Consider the following 25,499-nt stretch of genomic DNA (forward strand, 5'->3'; position numbering starts at 1 on the left):
CCATAAGTGAAAATTAATGAAATAGTTAGATACAGTATTGGTATTGATTATAAGCCCGATGTAACAATGGTAATTCATTGTTTTATCGGGCTTGATTGTTTCAGCGCTGCGGGTATTCATAAAGATAAATTTCTTCTAAAAATATGCAGAAAATAGTTAACTATTAGAGCAATCTTAATGAGAACTTAATGAAAATAAGGTGTTATTGTAGTCCATCCGGGTTTCCGAGGAGTGGCCATGCTAAACACTGTCCGGCGTAATTTTAAAAGTCAGTTTTCTTATTTACAGCGTTTTATTGCTTCACCCCGCACGGTGGGGACATTGGCACCTTCTTCGCCTTGGTTATGTCAGGCGATGCTGAACCAGGTAGATTGGAAAAAAAGCCTTAATATAGCTGAGCTAGGGGCAGCTGATGGGGTGCTCACAAAACGAATTTTGTCGCACATGTCAGAAAGCTCCCGCTTGCAGGCTTACGAGATTCAGCCACATTTTGTACATTCATTGCATCAGATTAATGACCCACGTTTGCAGGTCGCTTTTCGATCCGCCGAACAATTGGATCAAGATTACGATGTGGTGTTTTGCTGTCTGCCACTGTTATCAATCCCGACCAAGATAAGTATCAGGATATTACAGCAGGCCCAGCAGCGTTTACGGGCAAACAAGGGCGTTTTGGTCTTATTCCAATACAGCCATCTTTCCGAGCCTTTATTATCCCGCTATTTCACTTGGAAAAAGATACGCGTGGTGCGTAATTTCCCGCCAGCTTTAGTCTATATTTGCCAGCCTCGTTAAAGGCGCAGTCTTTAACGGGCATTATTACTCAATCCGATTACCGGGGTATTAACTCGTTAAGCGGACGCAACGGTCAGTGCGGTTAGCCGAGCCCAGGCAGTGCAAATGACTCTTAATGGCGATCTGGGTTTGAGGGGATGGGCCATTAGATGATCTTTGGTTTCGATTATGAAGATAACCTTATATATCATAGCGATATGATTCGCGGTAAAAAGAACTCAGACTTTGATATCTATCACCCGGTATACGGCTTGATGCCGCCTTCAACCGCCGTCAGTGCTAAAGACAGTGACTAGCGCGAGAATCTGAAAAGTTATAGCTGGTTTATGCAAGGTTCCATTGAGCTGACGGATAAATGGATTGTACTGGCAGGTTTACGTTACGATCGTTTTGATGTGTTCGCGGGTAAAGGCCAGCTTTTCATCATCAACACTGATAGTTCTGACAGCAAATTAGTTCCCCGTACTGGCTTAGTTTATAAGCTGACCCCCGAAGTCTCTTTATATGGCAGTTACAGTGAGTCTTTCAAGACTAACTCATCTATCGCCCCCCAAATAGATTTGCTGCCAACGAAGCAAGTCCAATCCTGGGAAGTGGGTAGCAAAGTGGAGTGAGTTAATGGGGTAACGGGGACTTTGGCATTGTTTGATATTGCAAAACGTAATGTCATGGTCAATGAGTTAGTGAATGGTGAAACCATCACCCGCACCACGGGCCGAGTATGTTTGTAGGGGTGAATTAGATGTCACAGGGCAATTGATGGATAGCTTAAGTGCGATTGCCACTTATGTCTATACTGATGCCAGAGTCACGGAAGATCCTGATAATAAAGGTAATTGGATGGTCAATGTGTTGCGTAATAGAGCGTCCATATGCTTGACGCAAGCATTGGGGTCTACAGGTTGGCTGAGCGGTGATGATTTGCGAATGGGGGCGAGAGCACTCTATGTTGGACGGCGTGCTGGTGATGCAGCCGACAGTTTTACTTTAGATGATTACACCGTGGCTGATACCTTTATTTCCTATTCATTACCGATTAATAATTATCGGGTGAAATAGCGACTCAATGTGAATAACTTTTTTGATAAAACTTATTACCCACCAAGTGGCGGTAATTTACGCGTTGCTGTTGGCGAACCTTGGCAGTTTGTTTTGCGTGCCAGTGTTGATTTCTAATTACGGTTATTACCCGATATAAATTGATGCTGTACATCAGGTGATGGTGCAATATGCTATCTATCATCTGTATCGTTAATTTTACAATGTTGTAAAGTTTGCACTACTCTCAATTATCGGTATGATTTGCACGGCTGAGTGTTATCCAGTTTTACCGGTCAACCAAAGTGGCCGGTTTTTTGATGTCGAGAATTTATCCTCAAAAGTGGATACGAAAGGACTTTCAAGTAATGACACAGACTATCTTTTTGGTCGGCGCGCGCGGTGCAGGTAAAACAACAATAGGGAAAGCGTTGTCGCAGGCGTTGGGATACCGTTTTATCGATACAGATTTATTTATGCAGCAAACTTTGCAATCGAGCGTGGCCGAAATAGTCGCCCGCGAGGGGTGGGATGGTTTCCGTCTGCGAGAAAGCATAGCCCTACAGACCGTAACCGCGCCTAAAACGGTGGTTGCTACTGGAGGAGGCGTGGTGTTATCTCTTGATAACCGTACATTTATGCGCCAACAAGGGGCGGTTATTTATTTGCGAGCATCAGCCAATGTACTGGCAGAACGTCTGGCGGAAGATCCAGAGGATGCCCAACGGCCAAGTCTGACGGGTAAGCCAATAGTTGAGGAAATGCGGGATGTCCTGGCCAGTCGGGAGCCGTTATATCAGGAGGTTGCTCACCATGTGCTAGATGCTACTCAATCCCCTGAAGAGGTCGTTGAACATATTTTGCAGATTTTGGCCAATGAAAAGGTGAAGTTGTCAGACGGCCCAATAGGCCTTTAACTAAATTTGTAAAATTTGCTATTTCTAACTTATAGCAAGAATTGCCCGCCTATCTGATTGCCTGTTAATTATACGAAGCGTACAATTATCACCTGCGTAATCATTTCGACGTAAATTATTTGCGTCAATTAATGCCACTTAAGGCAAGGCCACCAAGGCGGGCCGATGAAAACCTTCAAATCGTTTATCCAGCAACATACCAATTTTATGCCAGCATTCTGGTCAATATTGATTGTTGTTTTTGAAACTTCGCTGGCGCTGTACATTCTACGCAATCTCTAATATTTCTTCATTTTCGACTTATCAACTTTCACCTTGTGCGGTGAAGGGATTTGTCGCTTCCTGCATTTTAGCCGAATAGCGACTTTTTACCGGTGGAGATAGGGCCGACGGAGGCAAAATTGTATGCTTTATCCGCAACCATAGCAGTGAATTCGGTTATGATCGCATTTCCTCATAATAATCAGTGACAGAACATTTATAGTGACCCTAATATGAAAGCTCAATCTTGATTAAGACGCGGGTGCAAAACTATGCTGAAATTTAATGAGTATTTTACCGGGAAAGTGAAATCTATTGGTTTTGACAGTGACAGTATTGGGCCAGCTAGTGTTGGGGTGATGGAAAAGGGCGAGTACACTTTCAGTACAGCGAAAGCGGAAGAAATGACAGTGATTACCGGTAGCTTAAAAGTGCTGATTCCTGGCTCATCAGGCTGGGAAGTTTTCAAACCAGGTGAGACTTTCTATATCCCAGCGGAAAGTGAGTTTAACTTGCAAGTTGCTGAAGCATCTTCATATTTGTGTAAATATTTGAGCTAGTTTACTCATCGACCTTGCCCTCTCAAATATGGAGAGGGCGATATTTTTCGTTATCAATGCCAGCCAATATTAGTGCTGAGCTTCGCCACCCAAGGCTTCAATCAGATTTTTAATCAGAGCAGCCAACTCGCTGGTCATCAGAATAAAATCGGCATCAAAACGTTGTGCAAAATCTTCCCGATCGATATCTTCATTCTGCTCACGCAGGGTGTCAGAGAATTTTAGGCGTTTCAGCGAGCCGTCATCGGACAGAACTAGCTGAACACGCTCTTGCCAGTCCAGGGCCAACTTAGTGACTAGCTTACCGGCTTCAATATGCACCGCAATTTCATCACTGAATAAATCCTGTTTCTTACAGCGAATCACGCCGCCATCTTCCAAAATGGCTTTCAGTTCAGCTTCATCCATCAGTGCAAAGCCAGCAGGTAATTCTTTGCTACGAACCCACTCAGTTAAGGTCAGCTCAATCGGATTTTCTAATGTCAGTGGCACCACCGGCAAGGAACCTAAGCTTTTTCGTAGCAATGCCAGGGTATCTTCAGCGCGTTTTGCACTGGCGGCATCGACCATAATCAAATCATTGACGGTATCAATCCACAAGAAGGTTTGGTTAAAGCGACTGAATGCACGTGGCAATAAACTGTGCAGAACTTCATCTTTTAATGAGTCTTTTTCAGTTTTTTTCAGTTTGCGATGTTGTTCACCTTCGAGGCGTTCAATTTTGGCTTGTAACTCTTGTTTAATCACCGGCGATGGCAATATTTTCTCTTCTTTTCGCGCACAAATGACGATTTGACCATTAACCGTATGGGTTAATGCATCGCTATGTGAACCCATCGGTGATACCCAACCGGTTTTTGCCATATCCTGACTGCCGCAGGGGGTGAAACTGAGGGCGCTTAACTGTTTCTCCATTTCATCCGCAGATAGAGAAACTTCCCGGCTTAAACGGTAAACCATTAAATTCTTAAACCACAACATAGTGTTATCCCTGGCTCGGGCGCGCTTTAAGCGCGCGAGTTAATCAGACGCAGTGCGGCATGATAACGAATTGACGCGCCTGTCCCTAGTAAAAAGAATAAGAAAAAAACAGAGCCAGCTCGCAATTTGTATAACCCTATTCCTCTTTGCTGGGATTCAATCACCATCAAATACCCAATAGTGAGTGACAAATATTGTGGCGTTACAGCGCACGGTCACAAACTGTAAGAATAAGGTTTTTATTATTGTCATTGTCTTGGTATATCGAAGGATGTTTATCGTTAAAATCAGTTGCCATAAACAACAAACAATCTTGTCGATGAGGTAAGGCGCTATGCGCATTGGTATAGATCTGGGTGGTACCAAAATAGAAGTCATTGCTTTAGCCAATAATGGGCAGGAGCTTTTCCGTAAACGGGTTTCTACCCCGCGCCATGATTATCAAAAAACTTTGCAGGCGATCGCGGCGTTAGTCTCTGATGCAGAAGAAGCTACTGGGGAGCAGGGCAGTGTTGGTGTGGGTATCCCGGGCACGCTATCTCCTTTCACTGGCAAGGTAAAAAATGCCAATTCTGTTTGGCTAAATGGACAAGAGTTAGATAAAGACTTGTCAACGTTGCTCTCCCGTCAGGTGCATCTGGCTAATGATGCCAACTGTTTTGCTGTTTCTGAAGCAACTGATGGCGCGGGAGCCGGAAAGCACCTGGTATTCGGGGTCATTATTGGGACTGGTTGTGGCTCAGGTGTTGCCATTAACGGGTGTGTACATGCTGGCGGTAATGGTATTGCCGGTGAATGGGGACATAATCCGCTACCCTGGCAAGATGATGAAGAGCGGCAGTATCAGCAGGAAGTTGCTTGTTATTGCGGGAAAAAAGGCTGTATTGAGACTTTTGTTTCCGGCACTGGCTTTGCCACTGATTATTTTCGTTTGAGCGGGCAGCCGCTCAAGGGGCATGAAATCATGGAGTTGGTTGAACAAGGTGATGTGCTGGCTGAACAGGTAATGGTTAACTACGAGCGACGTTTGGCTAAGTCATTAGCTCATGTCATTAACCTGTTTGACCCTGATATCATCGTGTTAGGCGGGGGAATGAGTAATGTTGACCGCCTGTATAAAACATTACCTACCTTAATCAGCCCTTGGGTATTTGGTGGCGAGTGCGAAACCCCAATCCGTAAAGCTTTGCATGGGGATTCTAGTGGGGTGCGGGGTGCCGCCTGGTTGTGGCCTACCCTTCGGCCTTGACGCTACAGCGTTGTTAGCAGCGCTCATGCACCCGAATCACTTACTTGAGTAAGCTCATCGGGATTTACTCACTTGCCGCCTAGCTGTAACGCCAATGACTTTGGGTAATAACTTCGGCCTTGACGCTACAGCGTTGTTAGCAGCGCTCATGCACCCGAATCACTTACTTGAGTAAGCTCATCGGGATTTACTCACTTGCCGCCTAGCTGTAACGCCAATGACTTTGGGTAATAACTTCGGCCTTGACGCTACAGCGTTGTTAGCAGCGCTCATGCACCCGAATCACTTACTTGAGTAAGCTCATCGGGATTTACTCACTTGCCGCCTAGCTGTAACGCCAATGTCTTTGGGTAATACCTTCGGCCTTGACGCTACAGCGTTGTTAGCAGCGCTCATGCACCTCATTCTGGACGGCCTATATTCAGTCTTGATTGACTCGGAAGATATTATCTAACCGGCTAACCCCCAATCCATTGACTTTTTTAACTTTAATTTGCACCGGGATTCTGTCTTTCATTGCCTCAACATGGCTGATAACACCAATGGTTTTACCAGATGCATTCAGGCTATCAAGGGCATCGAGCGCAGTATCCAGTGTTTCTGCGTCCAGCGTGCCAAATCCTTCATCGAGGAACAGTGAGTCAATACTGGTTTTGTGGCTGACCAGATCTGATAGCGCCAAAGCCAGCGCTAAACTCACCAGGAAGCTTTCGCCCCCTGACAATGTGCGAGTGTCACGCATAGCATCCGCTTGCCAAGTATCCACCACTAGCAGCTCCAGAGCATCACTGGTTTTACGCTGTAATTGGTAGCGTCCATGCAGCCGACTGAGCTGATTATTTGCCAGATAAACTAAATGGTCGAGGGTTAAACCTTGTGCAAATTTGCGGAATTTATCACCCTCTTTGGAGCCTATTAAATGATTGAGATAGCTCCAGTCATCATATTGCTGCTGGCTATGTTCAATTTGCTCAAACAGCGCATGTTGGTTGCTACGCCGAACAGTGTCGCTTTCTAACTGATTGCGTAATTCGCCTTGCTGTAATGTATTGGTTTTTAGTTGGGCGAGTAATTGCTCTGACCGCTGTTGTAATACAACCAATTCAGATGCTTGGCTGACCCCCACTGGGCAGGATTGTATAAGTTGATCCATTGCCTCACTGGCTTGCTGCTGGCGGATGTGTGCTTGTTGTTGCCGCTCGCTCAATTGTTGTTTCAATTGTTGCAAACGTTGCCTTTCCTCTTCACTCAGCAGAGCGGCGGTTAAGGCGGCCTCATCGTCGAATTCACTGCTTGTCAGTGTTTGTTGTAATTCCGCTTGAGCCGCCGCCGCGCGCTGCTGATATTGGTGCTGTTGCTGTTCCAGACCTGCGAGCTCACCAGAGAGTAAATTAAGTTGAGATTGCGCTTGTTGCAGGGTTTGTGCTGCATTTTGCAGCGCCTGCTCCGTTTGTTGCTGTTGTTGGCGTAATAACTGACGTACCTCAATAACATTGCCGTCACCAAACAGAGCCTGGCGCTGTTGCTTTTGTTGTTGTAACAGCGCTTCAGTTTGTTGATGTTGTTGAGTCAGCAGAGATAATTGTTCTCGGCATTCTTGTAAATGGTGACGCTCATTTTCAATCTGCGTTTCCAGTGCTTTTTGCCCCAGCGCCAGCTGTTGTTGTTCTTGCTGATATTGGTGCCAGCGTTGATTCTCTTCTTCCCGTGATGAAAGCCAACTTTGTTGTTGATCTGCTTCAGGCAATGAGAGTGATAGCTCAGCCAGAGCATGGCTGAAGTTTTGATGCACTTTTGCTAACTCAGCGAGTTGATGCTGATGATGTGTAAGCAATTTTTGCTGGGATTCTTGCGTATCTTGTTGGCGTTGAGCAATTAATGCCAATTGCTGTTGATGTTTTTGTTGCTGCTGTTCTGCTTGAGTCAGAATATCTTTGGCCTGTTGATATTGCTGATTCAGCTGCTCATATTCAGCCAGTTTTAGCTGACAGCTTTGCTCTGATTGTTCCTGTTGCTCGAGCCAGATTATTAAGGCTGCCGGTTCATTTAAAGCAAAGCTCAGGGCTAATGGCTGGGTCAGTGTTTGCCATTGCTGTTGGTAATCTGCCAACTGCTGATTGCTGTGCTGTAACTCTTGTTCCAGATGTTTGAGCTGCTGAAGCAAGCTTTGAGTCTGGGCATTGAGTTCGGAACCCTCAGTTGATAGCCGCTCAACCTGTAGGCGCTGTTCCTCAACACGGATAGCTGTCTCTGAGGGCTTTACCGCCTGATACTTCGTAATGGCCGGGTGATCCAATGCACCACATAGCGGGCATGCTTCTCCCGGTTGCAGTTTGGTTCTTTCTGCCTCTAAGCTGACTATGTGTTTTTCGCGTTCCAGCAAAGTTTCCAGAGTCGTCAGATGTTGTTTTTGTTGTTTATATAACTGACGTTTCTCGGCCAATTGCTGCTCGAGTAGTATGAGTTGTTGTTGCTGGCTGACTGCTTGCTGTTGTTGTTTATCATGCTGCGCCTGAACTTGCTGCACCAATGGTGATAATGCCGCTAATTGTTGCCGCACTGGCCGTTGTTGCTGGAGTTCGAACAGTTGTTGGCGTAGCTGCGCCGAGGGTTGCAGTTGCTCAAGTGCGGTCAATTGTTGCTGAATGCTACTTGTCTGTAAGTGGGCTTGCACTAATGCCGCTTGCTGCTGTTTATCTTGTTTATTCAGTGTGTCTATTTGCTGCTGTAAGGTCGTGATTAATGCAACCTGTTGCTGTAACTGCTGCTCACTGTCAATCGCTTGTTGTTGCTGTATGTGTAATTGACGGAACTGTTCACGCCATAAAGGCAAGTTCTTTTCCCAGTGCTGATGGTGGGCATATTGCTGGCTGTACTCAGTCAGTTGTTGTAGGCGCTGCTGGGTTTGCTTTAGCTGCTGTTCGTTCAGCTCAAGCTGCTGTTTGCCTTGCTGCTCTTTAGTTTGTAACTGTTGTAATTGCGTGCCAAGCAGCATTAATGAGTGTTGGTGCTGAGCAATAAGATTATCTAGCGGAACGACCTTTTGCTCGATCAGTGTTTCTTGTTCATGCTGCTGGGCGGCTTGTTGTTGGCGAGCAAGATTGGCTTGCTCCAGCGCCTGAGTCAGTGGTGTGAGTTGCGTCTGAAGTTGTTGCTGTTGCCCGGTTAATGTAGTGATGCGCAGTTGTATTTGTTGCAAATCCTGTAGGCTGCGCGAGCGCTCGCGCAACAGGGGGCGCAGCTTTTCTGCCGGCTCACTGCGGGCCAACCGTTGCAGTTCGGGCTGCGCCTGTTGATATTCTTGCTCAATAAGCTTCTGTTGTTGTTGATATTCCAATGCATTTTTTTGCTGCTGCTGCCAACTGGTGAGCCAATTTATTTGGTTTTGATTCACCCGCTGTTCTGAGGAAAGCTGCTTTTCTTGTTCTTCGAGCGAGTTTAATTGTTTTGCCAGGGCTAAACGCTGCTCTTCATTTAGCAGTTCAATACCATTGGCGCGTTGGTGCAATGCGTCCAGCGCAGTCTTGGCCAACTTATGTTGTTCAAATACATGTTCAGATAGCCGCCCATAGATGTCGGTGCCGGTTAATTCTTCCAATAATTCAGCACGGTCATTGGCATCGGCATTGAGAAAAGCGGCAAATTGCCCCTGCGACAGCATCATGGATTTAGTAAAACGACCAAAATCTAGCCCGGTGATTGCCGCCACCATATCCAGTTTATCGCGCACTTTATCGGCCAGAATTTTGCCATTCTCGCACAGTGCCAGCTCAACTTTGGGGGCTTGCAGATTCCCTTCCGGGCTATTTTTAGCACGGCGCTGACTCCAAAATGCCCGATAACGCGTGCCTTTTACCTCAAATTCAACTTCAGCTAGCGACTCCGCAGTATGGCGGGTCATCAGCTCATTTTGGCCCGGTGAGACAGTCAAACGCGGAGTTTGGTGGTATAGCGCGAGACAAATAGCATCGAGGAGGGTGGTTTTACCGGCGCCTGTCGGGCCGGTGATTGCGAATAACCCATTGCTGGCAAAAGGCTCGGCAGTGAAATCAATCTTCCATTCGCCCTGTAGAGAATTAATGTTTTTCAGACGCAGGCTCAAAATTCTCATGCTGGTTGCTCCTCTGCGGCATCTTTACCTTGCGATATATCCTCAACCACCTGATTGAACATTTGGCGCATGCGTTCCTGACGAGGTTCGGCTAAATCCGCCTCCAGCGCCAGCCGGCGTTCAAATACATCAGTGACACTCAACTCATTGAGTGTTTCCTTTTCCTGCCGCTCAATGCTGTTATGACGCAGTTCTTTACTGCGGCGCAATAATACCACTTCCACCGGAAGTTCTGCGGCTAGTGCTTGAATTCGCCTTTGAATATCAGTGAGATAGTCTTTTGTGGCGACTTCAATATCCAGCCATACCGGTAACCCCTGATGGCCAGAAAATGCAGCCAGCTGTTGCTCTATTTGTGTTAAATCGCCTTTGATTAACTGCATCGGCTGAAATTGTGGGATGAATAGCGGGGTCACTGATGCTAATGCTTGCTGGGCAAACTCCACCAAATAAACACTTTTCTCTTTGCTCAATTCATCAAAACTCAAGGCAATTGGCGAGCCGCTGTAGCGAATATGCTCGGTTTTAGCGACTTGCTGAGCACGGTGAATATGGCCCAGAGCAATATAATCCGCCGGGGGGAAAGCTTGGGCTGGGAAAGCGTCTAATGTGCCGATGTAAATATCTCGAACCGAGTCTGTGGTGGTAACCCCCACCGTGGTTAAATGCCCAGTGGCAATAATAGGTAAGGGCAGGCCAAGCTCAGCGCGCAACTCAACGGCCCGCTGATAGAGCGCTTGATAGTGGGCCGCAATGGCTTCTTGTAATGCCAGTTGCTTTTGTCCGCCGGATTCGCCAGCCTGACTGGTGACTAAATCGCGTGGGCGCAAAAAGGGGATGGCGCACAGTATGGCCGCAGGTTGCTCCTGACGGTTTTTCAAAATAATAACTTGCTGGGCTAAATCACTGCTGGCGCAGGATATGACCGTGGTATTCAGATAAGAAAGCAAACCCCGAGATTCATTCAGCGTTGAGACTGAATCATGATTCCCCCCCAAAACAATTAACTGGCAATTTGTTGATTGAAGCTCGACCACGAAGCGATTATACAGCTCACGGGCATAGCTGGGTGGGGAGCCAGTATCAAAGATATCACCGGCTATAATCAGCGCATCTACCTGATTTTCTTTGATCTGTTCAATGAGCCAGTGCAGAAATGCTTGATGTTCAGCCGCACGGCTTTTGGTGAAGAAATGCTGGCCTAAATGCCAATCAGAGGTATGAATAATGCGCATAAATCTCCCGCTAGGGCAGGTTGTTTTCCAAAGATATTGGCGCTGATTATAAACACTGCCCGCCGGATGTCGCGGCTAAAAAAATAGTGTGAATGAAATCTCCGAGACGCTTCGCAAACTTGAGTACTGCATTTTGCAATTATCATAAAATTTATCACTATGCTTATTGCTTGCAAGAGCGCGATGTTTTTCATAAAAATGTCACAAAACTGACGCATAATGGCTCCCGAAATCAAATAGTGACCACTAACTTACTGGCAGGGTTGATGATGGCAAGACGCATACTGGTAGTGGAGGATGAAGCTCCAATCCGTGAGATGGTGTGCTTTGTGTTGGAACAAAATGGCTACCAACCGTTAGAAGCCGAGGATTATGACAGCGCAGTAACTCGATTATCTGAGCCTTACCCTGATTTAGTGTTGCTGGATTGGATGTTACCAGGGGGGTCGGGGATTCAGTTTATTAAGCATATGAAACGCGAAGCATTGACCCGAGATATTCCCGTGATGATGCTGACCGCCCGTGGTGAAGAAGAAGACAGAGTTCGCGGTTTAGAAGTGGGCGCTGATGATTATATTACCAAGCCTTTTTCACCCAAAGAGCTGGTGGCGCGGATTAAAGCAGTCATGCGCCGGATATCGCCAATGGCGGTGGAAGAAGTGATTGAAATGCAAGGACTGAGTCTTGACCCCTCTTCACATCGGGTTATGGCCAATGAGCAAGCACTGGATATGGGGCCGACCGAGTTTAAATTATTGCATTTCTTTATGACCCATCCAGAGCGAGTTTATAGCCGTGAACAGTTGCTTAATTATGTCTGGGGCACTAACGTTTATGTAGAAGATCGCACCGTTGACGTACATATTCGTCGACTACGCAAGGCGCTTGAAACTGATGGCCATGACAAAATGGTACAAACTGTCCGGGGAACCGGGTACCGCTTCTCAACGCGCTACTGAGTTTTCAGTGCCGGAGAATTCGTTGTGTTAGAACGTTTATCATGGAAAACGCTGGCTTTAGAGCTGGCTCTTTTTTGTTTGCCCGCATTACTGCTAGGTGCCTTTATCGGGTATCTTCCTTGGCTATTACTCGTCTCAGTGGTTGCGGCGCTGGTCTGGAATTTCTATAACCAACTCAAATTATCTCACTGGCTGTGGTTAGACCGCAGCATGACTCCGCCTTCAGGGCGTTGGAGTTGGGAACCTTTATTTTATGGCTTATATCAGATGCAACTGCGAAATCGGCGGCGGCGGCGTGAATTAGCCTTACTTATCAAACGGTTCCGCAGTGGCGCTGAATCTTTACCCGATGCTGTGGTGATGACCACCATTGACGGCAATATTTTCTGGTGTAACGGTCTGGCTCAGCAATTACTGGGGTTCCGCTGGCCGGAAGATAATGGTCAGCATATTCTCAACTTGCTGCGTTATCCCGAATTCAGCCAGTATTTACAGCAGCAAGAATTTTCCCGCCCACTCACCTTGCAACTCAATAATGGCTATTACGTTGAGTTCCGGGTAATGCCTTATTCAGAAGGGCAATTATTGATGGTGGCCCGTGATGTTACCCAAATGCGTCAGTTAGAAGGGGCGCGGCGTAATTTCTTTGCTAATGTCAGCCACGAACTGCGCACCCCCCTGACGGTGTTACAGGGGTATCTGGAAATGATGCACGACCAAGAATTGGCGGGGCCATTGCGGGATAAAGCACTGGGAACGATGCAGGAACAGACCAAGAGAATGGATGGGTTGGTCAAACAATTATTGACGTTGTCGCGCATTGAAGCCGCTCCTAATGTAGATCTGAATGAGCAGGTTGATATTCCACGAATGCTGAAGATATTACAGCATGAAGTGCAAGCGCTGAGTGGTGGGCGTCATGAAATTACTTTCCGGGTTAATGATCAACTGAAAGTATTTGGTAACGAAGACCAACTGCGCAGCGCGGTGTCTAATCTGGTCTATAACGCCGTCAATCACACGCCTGATGGCACTAAAATTGAAGTGTGTTGGCAGAAAACTGCGCAAGGCGCACAATTTCAGGTGAGTGACAATGGGCCGGGAATTAGCCCTGAGCATGTGCCGCGCCTCACTGAGCGCTTCTATCGGGTAGATAAGGCCCGCTCTCGGCAAACCGGGGGCAGTGGATTAGGGCTGGCAATTGTGAAGCATGCTCTGAGCCACCATGACGCACGTTTGGATGTCATGAGTGAAGTCGGTTTGGGGACGAGATTTATTTTTACCTTGCCGAATCGATTGATTGTTCCGACGGTTTTAACCGAGAATGCAGTCAAATCCTAAGACTGCATGGACATCAAGCTGATGAGATGGGGAAAACTGGCGCTGTTGCATGCCCTGTTCGGGTTTAGCTACGGCGTTTTAGCACAATCTGTAGCGGTTTCACCTGCTACAGAGATTCAATCGCCAAAACCACATACCCTATCCGGCAATCTTTCCAGTGTCGGCTCAGACACCTTAGCGAACTTGATGTCTTTATGGGCAGATGATTTTAATCATCATTATCCCGGCGTTAATTTGCAAATACAGGCGGCAGGTTCTTCTACTGCTCCTGCAGCATTGGCGGCAGGGGCGACTCAACTCGGCCCGATGAGCCGCCCAATGAAAGCGGCTGAAATCGCCGCATTCACCCAGCGTTATGGCTATCCGCCGCTTGCTGTCCCTGTGGCAGTGGATGCCTTAGTGGTTTTTGTCCATCAGGATAATCCACTGAGTAAAATCACTTTATCTCAGCTTGATGCTGTTTTTTCGCAAAATCGCCTTTGTGGAGAATCTCATCCGATCCAGCGCTTTGGTGAACTGGGCCTGAAAGGGCCGTGGGCGGAGCGCACTTTACAGCGCTATAGCCGAAATTCAGCTTCAGGAACCTATGGTTTCTTCAAGCAGCGAGTGCTTTGCGATGGTGATTTTACGAACAATATCAATGAATTGCCTGGTTCTGCTTCTGTAGTGCAAGCTGTCGCCGGTTCATTAAATGGAATGGGTTATGCCAGTATTGGTTTTCGCAACAGCGGTGTTAAACCCCTGTTACTGTCGGCGGATGGTCAGGATTATGTGATGCCGACGGCCGAGAATGTCAAAGCTGGCCGCTATCCCTTGTCGCGCTATCTGTATATTTATATCAATAAAGTACCGGGCCAGCCGCTAGAACCGCTGACTGCCGCCTTTCTTGAGCGCGTTTTATCGCCAGAGGGGCAAAAGCGCGTGACCCATGACGGTTATTTACCCTTGCCGCCAGATGTCCTGAATCACACTCAAAAAGATCTGGGTTTCGCCGATTAAATTAGCTGGGTTTGTTTGAGTGTATCGGCCATAAATTGTTAACGGTTGGATATAAATGATACAAATCATATGGTGTGTATTTCTATAAATCTGGCACGATTAACTAGTTTGTATAAATTGTATAGATGAAGACTCTGCTTTTGTGATCCTGACTTGCCTTTCTCCGCTATAAACGGTCTACTTACCGCCGTTGTTGGCCTATTCCACCTGCAAATAACTCCAAAAACACTGCATACTGACGAAATAGATTGCTTATTAACCGCCGGAGTTTGCGTTTATCAGAGCTTTGTGTCGTTTCGATCACGTAGGAAAGACCACAACTCAAGGACTTTTTCTTTTGATCATTTAACTAGGCAACGCACATCACTATGAGTCATCGTTTATCATCTAAAGATATTATTGCATTAGGTTTTATGACCTTTGCCTTATTTGTTGGAGCTGGCAACATCATCTTCCCGCCGATGGTCGGTTTACAGTCGGGTGAACATGTGTGGTGGGCCGCTCTGGGCTTCTTGATTACCGCGGTTGGATTGCCGGTCATTACCGTCATCGCGCTGGCTCGAGTGGGCGGAGGGATTGATGCTCTGAGTTCTCCCATTGGCCGCGGTGCTGGTTTGGTGCTGGCGACCGTCTGCTATCTGGCCGTTGGCCCTCTGTTTGCTACTCCGCGTACTGCCACTGTTTCCTTCGAAGTGGGTATCGCGCCTTTAACCGGTGATGGCCCGTTGCCGCTGTTTATTTACAGTGTGGTTTACTTCGCATTGGTTATTGGGATTTCTTTGTATCCAGGGCGTTTGCTCGATACGGTCGGGCATATTCTGGCCCCACTGAAAATTTTAGCGCTGGCTATTTTGGGTATTGCGGCTTTGATTTGGCCCGCTGGCCCATTGATTCCCGCTACTGATGCTTATCAGAATGCCGCCTTCTCTTCTGGTTTCGTTAATGGCTATCTGACTATGGATACCTTGGGCGCGTTGGTGTTCGGTATCGTCATCGTCAATGCTGCCCGGTCACGAGGTGTGGTTTCTGCTGGATTACTGACGCGCTATACCATTTGGGCGGGTTTGATTGCCGGTGTCGGGTTGACGTTGGTCTACCTGAGCTTGTTTAAGCTGGGTTCAAGTAGTGGTGCTTTGGTACCCGATGCCCAAAATGGGGCGGTGGTATTGCATGCCTATGTTCAGCACACCTTTGGTGGTTTGGGCAGCGTGTTCCTGGCTGCATTAATTTTCATCGCCTGTATAGTGACCGCTGTGGGCCTGACCTGCGCCTGTGCTGAATTCTTTGCTCAGTACTTGCCGCTGTCATATCGCGCATTGGTGTTTATCCTCGGTATCTTCTCAATGATGGTGTCGAATCTGGGGCTAAGCCATCTGATTCAGATTTCCATTCCAGTGCTGACTGCAATTTATCCACCCTGCATTGTATTGGTGTTGATGAGTTTCACTTTGCGCTGGTGGCATAATGCTTCCCGTATTGTGGCTCCGGTGATGTTGGTCAGCTTGCTGTTCGGTATCCTTGATGCGGTAAAAGCCTCGACTTTTGCACATTACCTACCGGAATGGACTCAAAATCTGCCGTTAGCTGAGCAAGGTCTGGCATGGTTGTCGCCATCCCTACTGGTATTCATCGTCATTGGGTTGTACGATCGCCTGTGCTGTCGCCAGGAAATTGCTGCTAAGCAATAACGGCACGGTCATCGGATATTTTTAGCCACGGCTCATCCCCGTGGCTTTTTGCTGAAAAAAGACGGGATAAAGTTCATGGAATTACCAGTCAAAAATAAGCTGAAACGCGGCCTGACGACACGCCACATCCGCTTTATGGCATTGGGGTCAGCAATAGGTACCGGCTTATTCTATGGTTCGGCTGATGCAATAAGAATGGCGGGGCCAAGCGTATTATTGGCATACCTGATTGGTGGCGTGGTGGCATTTATCATCATGCGGGCCTTGGGCGAGATGTCAGTCAATAATCCGCAAGCCAGTTCTTTCTCACGTTATGCACAAGATTACCTTGGGCCAATGGCGGGCTATATCACCGGCTGGACTTATTGTTTTGAGATTCTGATTGTTGCGATTGCTGATGTGACCGCATTCGGTATCTATATGGGGGTCTGGTTCCCGGATGTGCCTCATTGGATATGGGTGCTAAGTGTTGTCCTCATCATTGGTGCCGTCAATATGATGAGTGTTAAGGTGTTCGGCGAACTGGAGTTCTGGTTCTCATTCTTCAAAGTTGCCACCATCATCATCATGATTTTAGCGGGTATTGGTATCATTGTTTGGGGTATTGGTAATGGCGGGCAGCCGACCGGTATTCATAACTTATGGACTAACGGCGGCTTCTTCAGCAACGGTTTTGTCGGCATGATTCTGTCATTGCAACTGGTGATGTTTGCTTATGGTGGGATTGAGATTATCGGTATTACTGCCGGTGAAGCAGAAGACCCGAAAAAGTCTATTCCGAAAGCCATCAACTCAGTGCCATGGCGTATTTTGATGTTCTACGTCGGCACCTTGTTTGTCATCATGTCTATTTACCCGTGGAACCAAGTCGGCACTAACGGCAGTCCGTTTGTCCTGACCTTCCAGCACATGGGGATTACGGTTGCTGCTGGGATTCTGAACTTTGTGGTGATTACCGCCTCATTATCAGCCATTAACAGTGATGTGTTCGGGGTGGGCCGTATGCTTAACGGAATGGCCGAGCAGGGCCACGCGCCGAAAGCTTTTGCTGCCATTTCTAAACGCGGAGTGCCGTGGGTCACGGTGTTAGTGATGATGGGGGCGATGCTAACGGCGGTCTATCTCAACTACATTATGCCGGAAAATGTGTTCCTGGTGATTGCTTCGCTCGCGACTTTTGCGACTGTTTGGGTGTGGATTATGATCCTGTTCTCCCAAATTGGTTTCCGCCGCTCGTTGAGCAAAGAAAAGATTAAGGCGCTGGATTTCCCGCTGCGTGGTGGCACCTTTACTTCGGTGGTGGCTATCATTTTCTTGGTGTTTATCATTGGGCTGATTGGTTGGTTCCCAGCAACGCGCATCTCATTGTATGTCGGACTGGTGTGGATTGTCCTGTTGCTGGTGGGATATTACTTTAAGGTCAGCTATCAGAAGAAGAAAGCGGCGGCGCTGAAAACCGCAGAATAACACTGAGTCAACATCGAGTATCAAGCCGGGAAATGTCCCGGCTTTTTTATTTTTAAAATGATATTTTTCATTTGGCTCTCTCCGCCCCCGCCCTCATCCTCAATATTTATGCTGATAGATGAGGGATAAATATTCACAACATGGCATTGTTGATACCGATTTATTTATACAGGTGAATGTGTCGCGGCGTTAATGTCTGCACCAGATAGCCTTAACAGCAAGCGTTTTGGTTAAAGCAGGAGAATTTTATGCTTAGTGGTTGGCATTTACCGGTCGCGCCTTTTGTCCGTCAGCGCGGCGATGCATTACATATCACACTGTGGTTACATGGAGAGTGGCTACAAGGTGATAATTTACCAGCACAGGTTTTCTTACGCTGTGAGCCAGATAATGAAGAATGGCTACTCAGTATGAAGGGCGAACTGATCAATGGTTTCTGGCGTTATCGCGCGAAATTACCGTTACATGAAGGCCAGCCCGCGCGGCGTTATTGCTTCAAACTGTTGTGGGATGATGACCAACTGTGGTTCGGCCCATTAGGATTTTCAGTCGTTCCTCCGGCGCAATTGGCTCAGTTTGCTATTGAGTTACCCGATAGCGGCCCAGACTGGGTGGCCGACCAGATTTTTTATCAAATCTTCCCCGACAGGTTTGCCAGCAGCCAGGGTGAGCATGGGGTGCAAAATGGCAGTTATATTCATCATGCCGCCGGTCATCCGGTAGCACGCCGTGACTGGCAACAGCCACTGGATGATGTGAATGCCGCCTCGACATTCTACGGCGGTGATTTAGCCGGTATCAGCCAAAAACTCCCCTATTTACAACAATTAGGGGTGACCGCGCTCTATCTCAACCCGATTTTCACCGCGCCCAGTGTGCATAAATACGATACGCAAGATTATTATCAGGTTGATCCCTACTTGGGCGGCGAGAGCGCATTTCTACAACTACGCAGCGCCACTCGCGATGCCGGTATCAAATTGGTGCTCGACGGCGTGTTTAATCATACCGGTGATTCCCACCATTGGTTTGATCGCCATCAGCAAGGGGAAAATGGTGCTTGTCATCACCCGGACTCACCTTATCGGGGTTGGTTTAATTTCTTCCCCGATGGGCGGGCACTGGATTGGAAAGGTCATGCCAGCTTGCTAAAACTTAACTTCGCTAATGAAGAGGTGGTCAATCAAATTTATCGCGCTGAAGACAGTGTGGTGCGCCATTGGTTGAAGCCGCCTTACAGTATTGACGGCTGGCGGCTGGATGTGGTGCATATGCTGGGGGAAAACGGCGGTGCAAAAGGGAATTTACATCATCTGGCGGGTATTTATCAGGCGGCGAAAGAGGAAAATCCTCAAGCCTATATTCTGGGCGAACACTTTGGCGATGCACGAAATTGGTTACATGCCGGAGTGGAAGACGCGGCAATGAATTATATGGGATTTGCTTTGCCGGTACGCAGCTTCCTGGCGGGCTGTGATGTTGCCTATCATCCCATAAAACTCAGCGCCGAGGATTGTGCCTATTGGATGGATGAATATCGTGCCGGATTGCCTCATGGTCATCAGCTGCGTTCATTTAATCAATTGGATAGCCATGATACCGCCCGTTTTATCACTTTGCTGAATGGCGATAAAACGCGAATGCAAATGGCGCTAATATGGTTATTTAGCTGGATTGGTGTGCCGTGTTTGTTTTATGGCGATGAAATCGGCTTGGATGGTGGTAATGACCCATTCTGCCGTAAACCTTTCCCTTGGGATGAGGCGCAGTGGGATAGCGATCTGCTGAAATTATGTCAGCGCATGGCGGCCTTACGGCACAAGAGTTTGGCATTGCGGCGCGGCGGTTGTCAGGTTATTCACGCCAATGGCGATTCTCTGGTCTTTATTCGCAGTTATCAGCGCGAACGGGTGATGGTCGCCATACAACGCAATCATGCCAGTGATGTCTTCCTACCGGTTTCTCCTTTACTGAATGTTACGCAATGGCAACGTTTGGAGGGGGCGTCCGAGCTGAATATCACTGACGCGGGCATCAATCTGCAATTGTCTGGCGAGAATGTCACATTGTGGCGTGGTCAATCTTAGTTATTAGCCATAGTGAGTGCTAACTTAAGAGTTGGCCCCGCAGGATAAAGATATTAAAAGCGGCTAAGCGCCGCTTTTTCTTTGGGTGAGATATGATGTATATGACGGGTATAGACAGTTGTCAGGTAAATCCACCAAAGGGAAAATATGATGAGCACAACTAAAAGACAGGCATTGATTATCGGGGCCTCTCGGGGCTTGGGTCTGGGGTTGGCTGATGAGCTTAACCGTCGAGGATGGTCAGTGACGGCGACGACTCGCGGTGTAGCAAAAGATAGCGCTGCACATGCGGCCCATTGGTTAACATTGGATATTAACCAGCCTGAAAGTATTAAAGCCTTTTTACCACAGGTGCAGGGGCAGGTCTTTGATCTGATATTTATTAATGCCGGTATCTCTGGGCCGAAACATCAATCAGCGGTTGATGCCAAACCGGAGGAGATCCTCGAATTATTCCAAACCAATGCGATTTCACCGATTCGTATTGCCCAGCACCTGCTGGCACAGCGTAATCCAAACCGCAGTGTCTTAGCCTTTATGTCTTCGCAGTTAGGGAGTATTGGGCATAATGCTTCCGGCCATAAGCCTTTGTATTCAGCTAGTAAAGCAGCATTGAATATGATGACGCGCAATTTGGTTGCTGAGGTAGCCGACCCGTCACTGACGGTATTATCCATTCATCCGGGTTGGGTAAAAACGGATATGGGTGGGGATGCTGCGCCACTGACGATTGCGACCAGTGTGAAGGGGGTTGTCGACCAAATTGAGCGCGCTTCCGGTAAGGGCGGTCACGGCTTTATTGATTATCAAGGGCATACATTGCCGTGGTGACATAAATAAACCAGTAAATTCCCCCGTCGATATATTGATGGGGGATGAATAGCATTGGTAATCAATCGCTATCAGTAGCCGATGGCCGCACCCGCAGGGCGGCGAACATCATTAGCCCCATACAGATAGCCCTCGCGGACTTTCCCTGAGAACGCAGAATCATTACCCGAGTTAGCAGGGCTGACGCCCTCAACTCCCGCTAAACCAACCAAAATTAGCTCCGCAGCGCCCCATGGATTCTGCTCGACCATTTTATATCCCATATTTTTCAGTAGATTAAGACTATCTGCGGACACACCACGCTGTTCATAATAGACTTCATCGGGTAACCACTGATGATGAATGCGAGGCGCATCCACGGCCTCTTGTGGTGCCATACCGTGGTCAATGACGTTCAATGCAGTTTGCAAGGTAATGGTGATAATCCGCGAGCCACCCGGTGAGCCTAAGACCATAAATGTCTTACCGTCTTTGGTCACTAGTGTCGGGCTCATAGACGATAGTGGGCGCTTACCGGGGGCGATAGAGTTGGTGGCTCCCTGAACCAAACCATACAGATTTTGCTCACCGACTTTGACGGTAAAATCATCCATTTCATCATTCAGGAAAAAGCCTGTGCCGGGTGCAATCACTACCGCGCCAAAGCGGCCATTCACGGTGTAGGTAGTGGAGACGGCATTGCCATCATGATCGACAATGGAATAATGCGTTGTTTCAGGTTTTTCATGCGGTTGCATGCCCGGCTGAACTTCTACTGATGGCGTGGCCTTGTTGGCGACGATTTGTTTACGAATATCAGCGGCATAACTTTTACTCAACAGGCGATCAGTCGGGTTCTTAACAAACTCGGGATCACCGAGGAAAGTATTGCGATCCATATAGGCATGGCGCATAGCTTCTGTCAGTGTATGGATGTAAGCAGCAGAGTTAAAACCCATACTCTTCAGGTCATAGCCCTCAAGGACATTTAAAGTTTCGCACAAGGTCACGCCGCCGGAGCTAGGTGGAGGGGACGACACGAATTTATAGCCACGATAGCTACAGGTAATAGGGGCGGTTTCTGTGATTTTATAATTGGCAAAATCGGCAGCAGTCAAAATACCCCCGCCTTTTTTAGCTGCGGCTTCAACGGCTTGCGGTATTTTCCCCTGATAGAAAGCATCTGGCCCTTTCTCCGAGATAGCCGTCAGAGTATCAGCCAGATCAGCTTGAATCAGGCGGTCACCCGGTTGTAGAGCTTCACCGTCTTTTCGTAGGAAAATACGAGCCGATTCAGGATCTTGACGGAAGTGCTTAACCGTTGTGTCCAAAATATCAGTATCGGCGCGGGTCAATACAAATCCTTCCCGTGCCAGTTTGATTGCCGGAGCCATGACCTGTTGGCGAGTTAATTTGCCGTATTTCTTCTGTGCGCTGTCCATTCCCAAGACTGTGCCGGGCACGCCCGCGGCCAGATAGCCATACAGACTGGCATCTTTAGTGACTTTACCCTCTTTATCCAAATACATATCGGCGCTGGCGGCGGCAGGGGCGGTTTCACGGAAGTTTATGAATGTATCCGTCCCATCCGCGAGGTGAATGGTCATAAAACCGCCACCGCCAATATTGCCACAGCAAGGGTTCACTACCGCCTGGGCATAACCCACGGCCACCGCAGCATCAATGGCATTCCCACCCATTTTTAAGATGTCAGTCCCAACCTGTGAAGCCAGATACTGGGATGTCACCACCATGCCATTTTTCGCTTCCACTGCGGGTGTTGAGGCCGCATGCAATGCTCCACTGACCAGTAAAGCCAATGCAGCCAAGGGTTTGTTCCATTTTTTCAAATGCATTCTGACTCCTGTTATTTCCTGCCCGCCAGGGGTTACCCGGTCATTTTTGTCTGGCAGCTTAAAAGCGCTGCTTATGGTGTGTGCAAAACACACGCCAGTAATAATTAATAGCAGAATTAATGTTTATGGCTGCTAATTAATTGGTAACCGGAGGGGAGGGAGAGAGTTTTACTGACACTGACAGGGTGATTTTTACTCAGTTGAAGTTCAGGTGAATGGAAATAACCAATTGAAAATATTGATGCATTATCAAATTTGATCAGCTGGGAATAAAACTGATTATTATATAAATTCTGCGGCGGGTGCTTGAAGCTGTCTGCTTTGGGTATTCTCGAATCAGGAATAGATGCACAGATATGGAGCAGATGTTGCCATAAAGCAGATAAGAAAAAGCCAGTCAGTGTGAACTGACTGGCTTGATACCCCCCGAGTCAATCAGGGGTGGCATAAACTGTTATTACAGTTTAGAGGCGTTTTCAGACAGATATTTAGCAACGCCATCTGGAGATGCGCCCATACCTGCTTTACCTTTTTCCCACTGTGCAGGGCAAACGTCGCCGTGTTCTTCGTGGAATTGCAGTGCATCAACCATACGCAGCATTTCGTCAATGTTACGGCCCAGTGGCAGGTCGTTAACCACTTGGTGACGAACAACACCGTTTTTGTCGATCAGGAAAGAACCACGCAGTGCAACGCCAGCATCTGGGTGCTCAATGCCGTAGGCTTTCTGAATTTCGCGTTTGATATCAGCAACCATTGGGTATTTAACTTCACCAATACCGCCTTTATCAACCGGAGTTTTACGCCATGCGTTGTGTACAAACTCGGAGTCGAAAGAAACACCAACAACTTCAACGCCACGTTTCTGGAATTCTTCGTAACGGTGGTCGAAAGCGATCAACTCTGAAGGACAAACGAAAGTGAAGTCCATTGGCCAGAAGAACAGGACGGCAGGGCGGCCGTTCAGGTGTTTTTTCAGGTTGAAGTTTTCAACGATTTCGCCGCTACCAAGAACAGCAGCTGCTGTAAAATCAGGGGCTTGACGAGTTACCAGAACCATAAATTACTCCTGTTAATTAGGGATGGATTAACCATTTGTCTCAAAAGTATCGGCACAGCATAGGTATTTAAACGCAATGAATAAAGAGATAAATACCAATCGCTGTGATAGCTTTTACCTATTGTTACAACGATTTTAGTTTCGTACTCTTGCTAAGATACCCATTCTGACAGAAAGCGCAAGTGACTTAGAGTCAATAACCATATAGATAGGAATGTTTTTGTCTAAATTTGTTTATGCTGTGCTTGTTGCATCATTGCAGGATAAAAATCCCAAAAGAGTCTTTCTAGCGGCTGATAGTGTTGTTCTATGTCGTGAAAAGAGCCTGCAAGCGCGACTAATTTAGGCCGACGGTTAGCCATACCTTGTAACACATCAGCTATAAAGGGTAGTTCAGCGTAGCGTTCCAGCCAACGCTCCGGCCATAGATAAGCATTAAGGTTCTGGAAACGGGCCGGTGTCAGTGACAAATGTGGCAAAATTTGGCATTGCGCATGCTCAATAAAGTCAGGCAGCGAACAGGCAGGTACCAGTTTATCCCAATTGCGTGCCAGAAAATGATCCCACAGTACATCCAGAGTAATAGGGGCAACCCGGCGATAATCTGCACTGAAATAACCTCGGGCCTCTTTAACGAGTGGCGATGTATCCGTCATGACATCAACGCGCCGATGCATCATGATGCCAGCGACTATCTCCGGGGTGTATTCCCCTTGTGGATTACCGCGCACAAAGTCAGCCAGCAAATTGCCCAATAAAGAGCTGTCAGCCAGTGTTGCAAGATGGAGGTGAGCAAGAAAATTCATTCGCTGAGTATAATGCAAATAAAGGCTAAATATGCTTATTTCTTGCAGCCAGCCCTTGAGGGCTCTAGACTAGCCGCCTGTTTTTGTGAACCGGCCTCTTATATCTGTTGGCCGGGTCTGTTCTGATATGAAGTGGAAAGCCATGCGTGTTGCCGATTTTTCTTTTGAGCTGCCAGAATCTTTAATTGCCCATTACCCCCAGCCCCAGCGTAGCGGTTGCCGTTTATTGTCATTGGATGGCCCTACGGGAACATTAACGCACGGCATTTTCACTGATTTGCTGGATAAACTGGTGCCCGGTGATCTGCTGGTGTTCAATAACACGCGGGTTATTCCGGCGCGTTTATTTGGTCGCAAAGCCAGTGGCGGCAAACTTGAAGTGCTGGTAGAGCGCGTGTTGGATGATCATCGCGTCTTGGCTCATGTCAAAGCGTCAAAAGCCCCTAAACCCGGCACTGAGTTACTGTTAGGCGATGATGAGAGCATCCGGGCCACCATGTTGGCGCGTCATGACACACTGTTTGAGCTGCGTTTTGACGATGAGCGAGATGTTTTTACTATCTTGAATGCAGTCGGCCATATGCCTTTGCCACCTTATATTGACCGCCCTGATGAAGATGCTGATCGCGAACTGTACCAAACGGTATACAGCCAGCGCCCTGGGGCAGTCGCAGCGCCAACCGCTGGCTTACATTTTGATGAACCGATGTTGGCGGCTTTGCGGGAAAAAGGCATTGAGATGGCTTTTGTGACTTTGCATGTTGGTGCGGGGACGTTCCAGCCTGTGCGAGTTGATACCATTGAAGAGCACATCATGCATTCTGAATATGCAGAAGTGCCGCAAGAGGTGGTTGATGCGGTTTTAGCCTGTAAGGCCCGTGGTAATCGCGTCGTCGCAGTGGGCACGACATCAGTGCGTTCATTGGAAAGTGCCGCTAAGGCCTGCGATAATGGCCTGATAGCCCCTTTCTTTGGTGATACTCGCATCTTTATTTATCCGGGTTATCAATATCAGATTGTGGATGCATTAATAACCAATTTCCATTTGCCTGAATCAACATTGATAATGTTGGTTTCTGCTTTTGCTGGTTATAAAAATACTATGAATGCATACCAGCAGGCGGTTGCAGAGCAATATCGCTTTTTCAGTTACGGCGATGCTATGTTTATCAGCCGTAATCCACGGGCACCGCAAGAGCCGGTCACCCCGTAAATAATAGAGTGACGGGCAAAGGGTAAGAGAATTTTTTATAAGATTTTGAAAGTATTTGGTTTTATG

18 protein-coding genes and 1 pseudogene are annotated in these 25,499 nt (G+C 47.6%); 13 read left to right on the forward strand and 6 right to left on the reverse strand.

From position 1 onward, the window contains the following. Positions 1–237 precede the first annotated feature (237 nt). The 4 genes and pseudogenes from OVO64_RS07195 (at position 238) to ppnP (ending at position 3,571) form a co-directional block, all read left to right on the forward strand. The gene (locus tag OVO64_RS07195) at positions 238–795 is read left to right on the forward strand and encodes a class I SAM-dependent methyltransferase (protein ID WP_145587502.1); all 558 of its coding nucleotides are present in this window, start codon (positions 238–240) and stop codon (positions 793–795) included. A gap of 15 nt (positions 796–810) precedes the next feature. Next, positions 811–1,971, forward strand: a pseudogene (locus OVO64_RS20505) (TonB-dependent siderophore receptor); the annotation flags it as partial. 230 nt (positions 1,972–2,201) lie between these two features. Beyond that, positions 2,202–2,750 carry a shikimate kinase AroL gene (aroL, locus tag OVO64_RS07220; protein ID WP_038631434.1) on the forward strand — a complete coding sequence of 183 codons (549 nt, stop codon included), beginning with the start codon at positions 2,202–2,204 and terminating at the stop codon, positions 2,748–2,750. Positions 2,751–3,283: 533 nt separating this feature from the next. Further along, a complete protein-coding gene (gene ppnP, locus OVO64_RS07225; RefSeq protein WP_004392282.1) occupies positions 3,284–3,571 on the forward strand; it encodes a pyrimidine/purine nucleoside phosphorylase in 288 nt (95 codons plus the stop codon). Positions 3,572–3,640: 69 nt separating this feature from the next. Here ppnP and rdgC read toward each other — a convergent pair whose 3' ends face one another. After that, the gene (rdgC, locus tag OVO64_RS07230; RefSeq protein ID WP_004392281.1) at positions 3,641–4,552 is read right to left on the reverse strand and encodes a recombination-associated protein RdgC; all 912 of its coding nucleotides are present in this window, start codon (positions 4,550–4,552) and stop codon (positions 3,641–3,643) included. Between the two features lie 334 nt (positions 4,553–4,886). Here rdgC and mak point away from each other — a divergent pair, with 334 nt between their 5' ends. Next, entirely contained in the window at positions 4,887–5,801 is a 915-nt protein-coding gene (gene mak / locus OVO64_RS07235) for a fructokinase (RefSeq protein ID WP_038631436.1), read from the forward strand. Positions 5,802–6,222: 421 nt separating this feature from the next. Here the strand turns inward: mak and OVO64_RS07240 are convergent, their stop codons facing one another. Further along, a complete protein-coding gene (locus OVO64_RS07240; RefSeq protein WP_145509922.1) occupies positions 6,223–9,912 on the reverse strand; it encodes an AAA family ATPase in 3,690 nt (1,229 codons plus the stop codon). Continuing rightward, positions 9,909–11,147 carry an exonuclease subunit SbcD gene (gene sbcD / locus OVO64_RS07245; protein ID WP_038631440.1) on the reverse strand — a complete coding sequence of 413 codons (1,239 nt, stop codon included), beginning with the start codon at positions 11,145–11,147 and terminating at the stop codon, positions 9,909–9,911. The genes OVO64_RS07240 and sbcD overlap by 4 nt, the downstream gene beginning before the upstream one ends. Positions 11,148–11,416: 269 nt before the next feature. Between sbcD and phoB the strand changes: the two genes are divergently transcribed. The 7 genes from phoB (at position 11,417) to OVO64_RS07280 (ending at position 20,519) form a co-directional block, all read left to right on the forward strand. Beyond that, on the forward strand, positions 11,417–12,106 hold the full coding sequence (phoB, locus tag OVO64_RS07250; protein ID WP_038639373.1) for a phosphate response regulator transcription factor PhoB: 690 nt from the start codon (positions 11,417–11,419) through the stop codon (positions 12,104–12,106). 24 nt (positions 12,107–12,130) lie between these two features. After that, complete coding sequence (phoR, locus tag OVO64_RS07255; protein ID WP_038631442.1) at positions 12,131–13,447, forward strand: phosphate regulon sensor histidine kinase PhoR; 1,317 nt, start codon at positions 12,131–12,133, stop codon at positions 13,445–13,447. Positions 13,448–13,468: 21 nt separating this feature from the next. Further along, complete coding sequence (locus tag OVO64_RS07260) at positions 13,469–14,446, forward strand: PstS family phosphate ABC transporter substrate-binding protein (protein ID WP_038631444.1); 978 nt, start codon at positions 13,469–13,471, stop codon at positions 14,444–14,446. 368 nt (positions 14,447–14,814) lie between these two features. After that, positions 14,815–16,134 (forward strand): branched-chain amino acid transport system II carrier protein, encoded by a 1,320-nt coding sequence (gene brnQ, locus OVO64_RS07265; RefSeq protein WP_038631446.1) that lies wholly within the window; start codon positions 14,815–14,817, stop codon positions 16,132–16,134. Positions 16,135–16,209: 75 nt separating this feature from the next. Next, positions 16,210–17,601 carry a proline-specific permease ProY gene (proY, locus tag OVO64_RS07270; protein ID WP_038631448.1) on the forward strand — a complete coding sequence of 464 codons (1,392 nt, stop codon included), beginning with the start codon at positions 16,210–16,212 and terminating at the stop codon, positions 17,599–17,601. A 248-nt stretch (positions 17,602–17,849) separates the two neighbouring features. After that, positions 17,850–19,688: a maltodextrin glucosidase gene (gene malZ / locus OVO64_RS07275; protein WP_267248687.1), complete on the forward strand. Its 1,839-nt coding sequence runs from the start codon at positions 17,850–17,852 to the stop codon at positions 19,686–19,688. A gap of 150 nt (positions 19,689–19,838) precedes the next feature. Then, positions 19,839–20,519: an SDR family oxidoreductase gene (locus tag OVO64_RS07280; RefSeq protein WP_050291387.1), complete on the forward strand. Its 681-nt coding sequence runs from the start codon at positions 19,839–19,841 to the stop codon at positions 20,517–20,519. A gap of 71 nt (positions 20,520–20,590) precedes the next feature. On the opposite strand, the gene ggt is transcribed toward OVO64_RS07280, so the two are convergent. The 3 genes from ggt to OVO64_RS07295 form a co-directional block, all read right to left on the reverse strand. Then, positions 20,591–22,354, reverse strand: coding sequence for a gamma-glutamyltransferase (gene ggt / locus OVO64_RS07285; protein WP_267248688.1), 1,764 nt, complete (start codon positions 22,352–22,354; stop codon positions 20,591–20,593). A 457-nt stretch (positions 22,355–22,811) separates the two neighbouring features. Then, positions 22,812–23,414 carry a peroxiredoxin C gene (locus OVO64_RS07290; RefSeq protein WP_004707520.1) on the reverse strand — a complete coding sequence of 201 codons (603 nt, stop codon included), beginning with the start codon at positions 23,412–23,414 and terminating at the stop codon, positions 22,812–22,814. 224 nt (positions 23,415–23,638) lie between these two features. Continuing rightward, the gene (locus OVO64_RS07295; RefSeq protein WP_038631459.1) at positions 23,639–24,220 is read right to left on the reverse strand and encodes an ACP phosphodiesterase; all 582 of its coding nucleotides are present in this window, start codon (positions 24,218–24,220) and stop codon (positions 23,639–23,641) included. Positions 24,221–24,362: 142 nt separating this feature from the next. Here OVO64_RS07295 and queA point away from each other — a divergent pair, with 142 nt between their 5' ends. Next, positions 24,363–25,433: a tRNA preQ1(34) S-adenosylmethionine ribosyltransferase-isomerase QueA gene (queA, locus tag OVO64_RS07300; protein ID WP_038631461.1), complete on the forward strand. Its 1,071-nt coding sequence runs from the start codon at positions 24,363–24,365 to the stop codon at positions 25,431–25,433. The last annotated feature ends 66 nt before the right edge of the window (positions 25,434–25,499 follow it).

Source organism: Yersinia sp. Marseille-Q5920, from assembly GCF_946902935.1.
Lineage (GTDB): Bacteria > Pseudomonadota > Gammaproteobacteria > Enterobacterales > Enterobacteriaceae > Yersinia > Yersinia rochesterensis.

Coding starts and splice junctions, on each gene's coding strand:
- sbcD (WP_038631440.1), bottom strand. CDS start 11,147: ATGCGCATTATTCATACCTCTGATTGGCATTTAGGCCAGCATTTCTTC.
- phoB (WP_038639373.1), top strand. CDS start 11,417: ATGGCAAGACGCATACTGGTAGTGGAGGATGAAGCTCCAATCCGTGAG.
- ppnP (WP_004392282.1), top strand. CDS start 3,284: ATGCTGAAATTTAATGAGTATTTTACCGGGAAAGTGAAATCTATTGGT.
- OVO64_RS07240 (WP_145509922.1), bottom strand. CDS start 9,912: ATGAGAATTTTGAGCCTGCGTCTGAAAAACATTAATTCTCTACAGGGC.
- queA (WP_038631461.1), top strand. CDS start 24,363: ATGCGTGTTGCCGATTTTTCTTTTGAGCTGCCAGAATCTTTAATTGCC.
- brnQ (WP_038631446.1), top strand. CDS start 14,815: ATGAGTCATCGTTTATCATCTAAAGATATTATTGCATTAGGTTTTATG.
- rdgC (WP_004392281.1), bottom strand. CDS start 4,552: ATGTTGTGGTTTAAGAATTTAATGGTTTACCGTTTAAGCCGGGAAGTT.
- OVO64_RS07195 (WP_145587502.1), top strand. CDS start 238: ATGCTAAACACTGTCCGGCGTAATTTTAAAAGTCAGTTTTCTTATTTA.
- OVO64_RS07295 (WP_038631459.1), bottom strand. CDS start 24,220: ATGAATTTTCTTGCTCACCTCCATCTTGCAACACTGGCTGACAGCTCT.
- malZ (WP_267248687.1), top strand. CDS start 17,850: ATGCTTAGTGGTTGGCATTTACCGGTCGCGCCTTTTGTCCGTCAGCGC.
- proY (WP_038631448.1), top strand. CDS start 16,210: ATGGAATTACCAGTCAAAAATAAGCTGAAACGCGGCCTGACGACACGC.
- mak (WP_038631436.1), top strand. CDS start 4,887: ATGCGCATTGGTATAGATCTGGGTGGTACCAAAATAGAAGTCATTGCT.
- OVO64_RS07290 (WP_004707520.1), bottom strand. CDS start 23,414: ATGGTTCTGGTAACTCGTCAAGCCCCTGATTTTACAGCAGCTGCTGTT.
- aroL (WP_038631434.1), top strand. CDS start 2,202: ATGACACAGACTATCTTTTTGGTCGGCGCGCGCGGTGCAGGTAAAACA.
- ggt (WP_267248688.1), bottom strand. CDS start 22,354: ATGCATTTGAAAAAATGGAACAAACCCTTGGCTGCATTGGCTTTACTG.
- OVO64_RS07280 (WP_050291387.1), top strand. CDS start 19,839: ATGAGCACAACTAAAAGACAGGCATTGATTATCGGGGCCTCTCGGGGC.
- OVO64_RS07260 (WP_038631444.1), top strand. CDS start 13,469: ATGAGATGGGGAAAACTGGCGCTGTTGCATGCCCTGTTCGGGTTTAGC.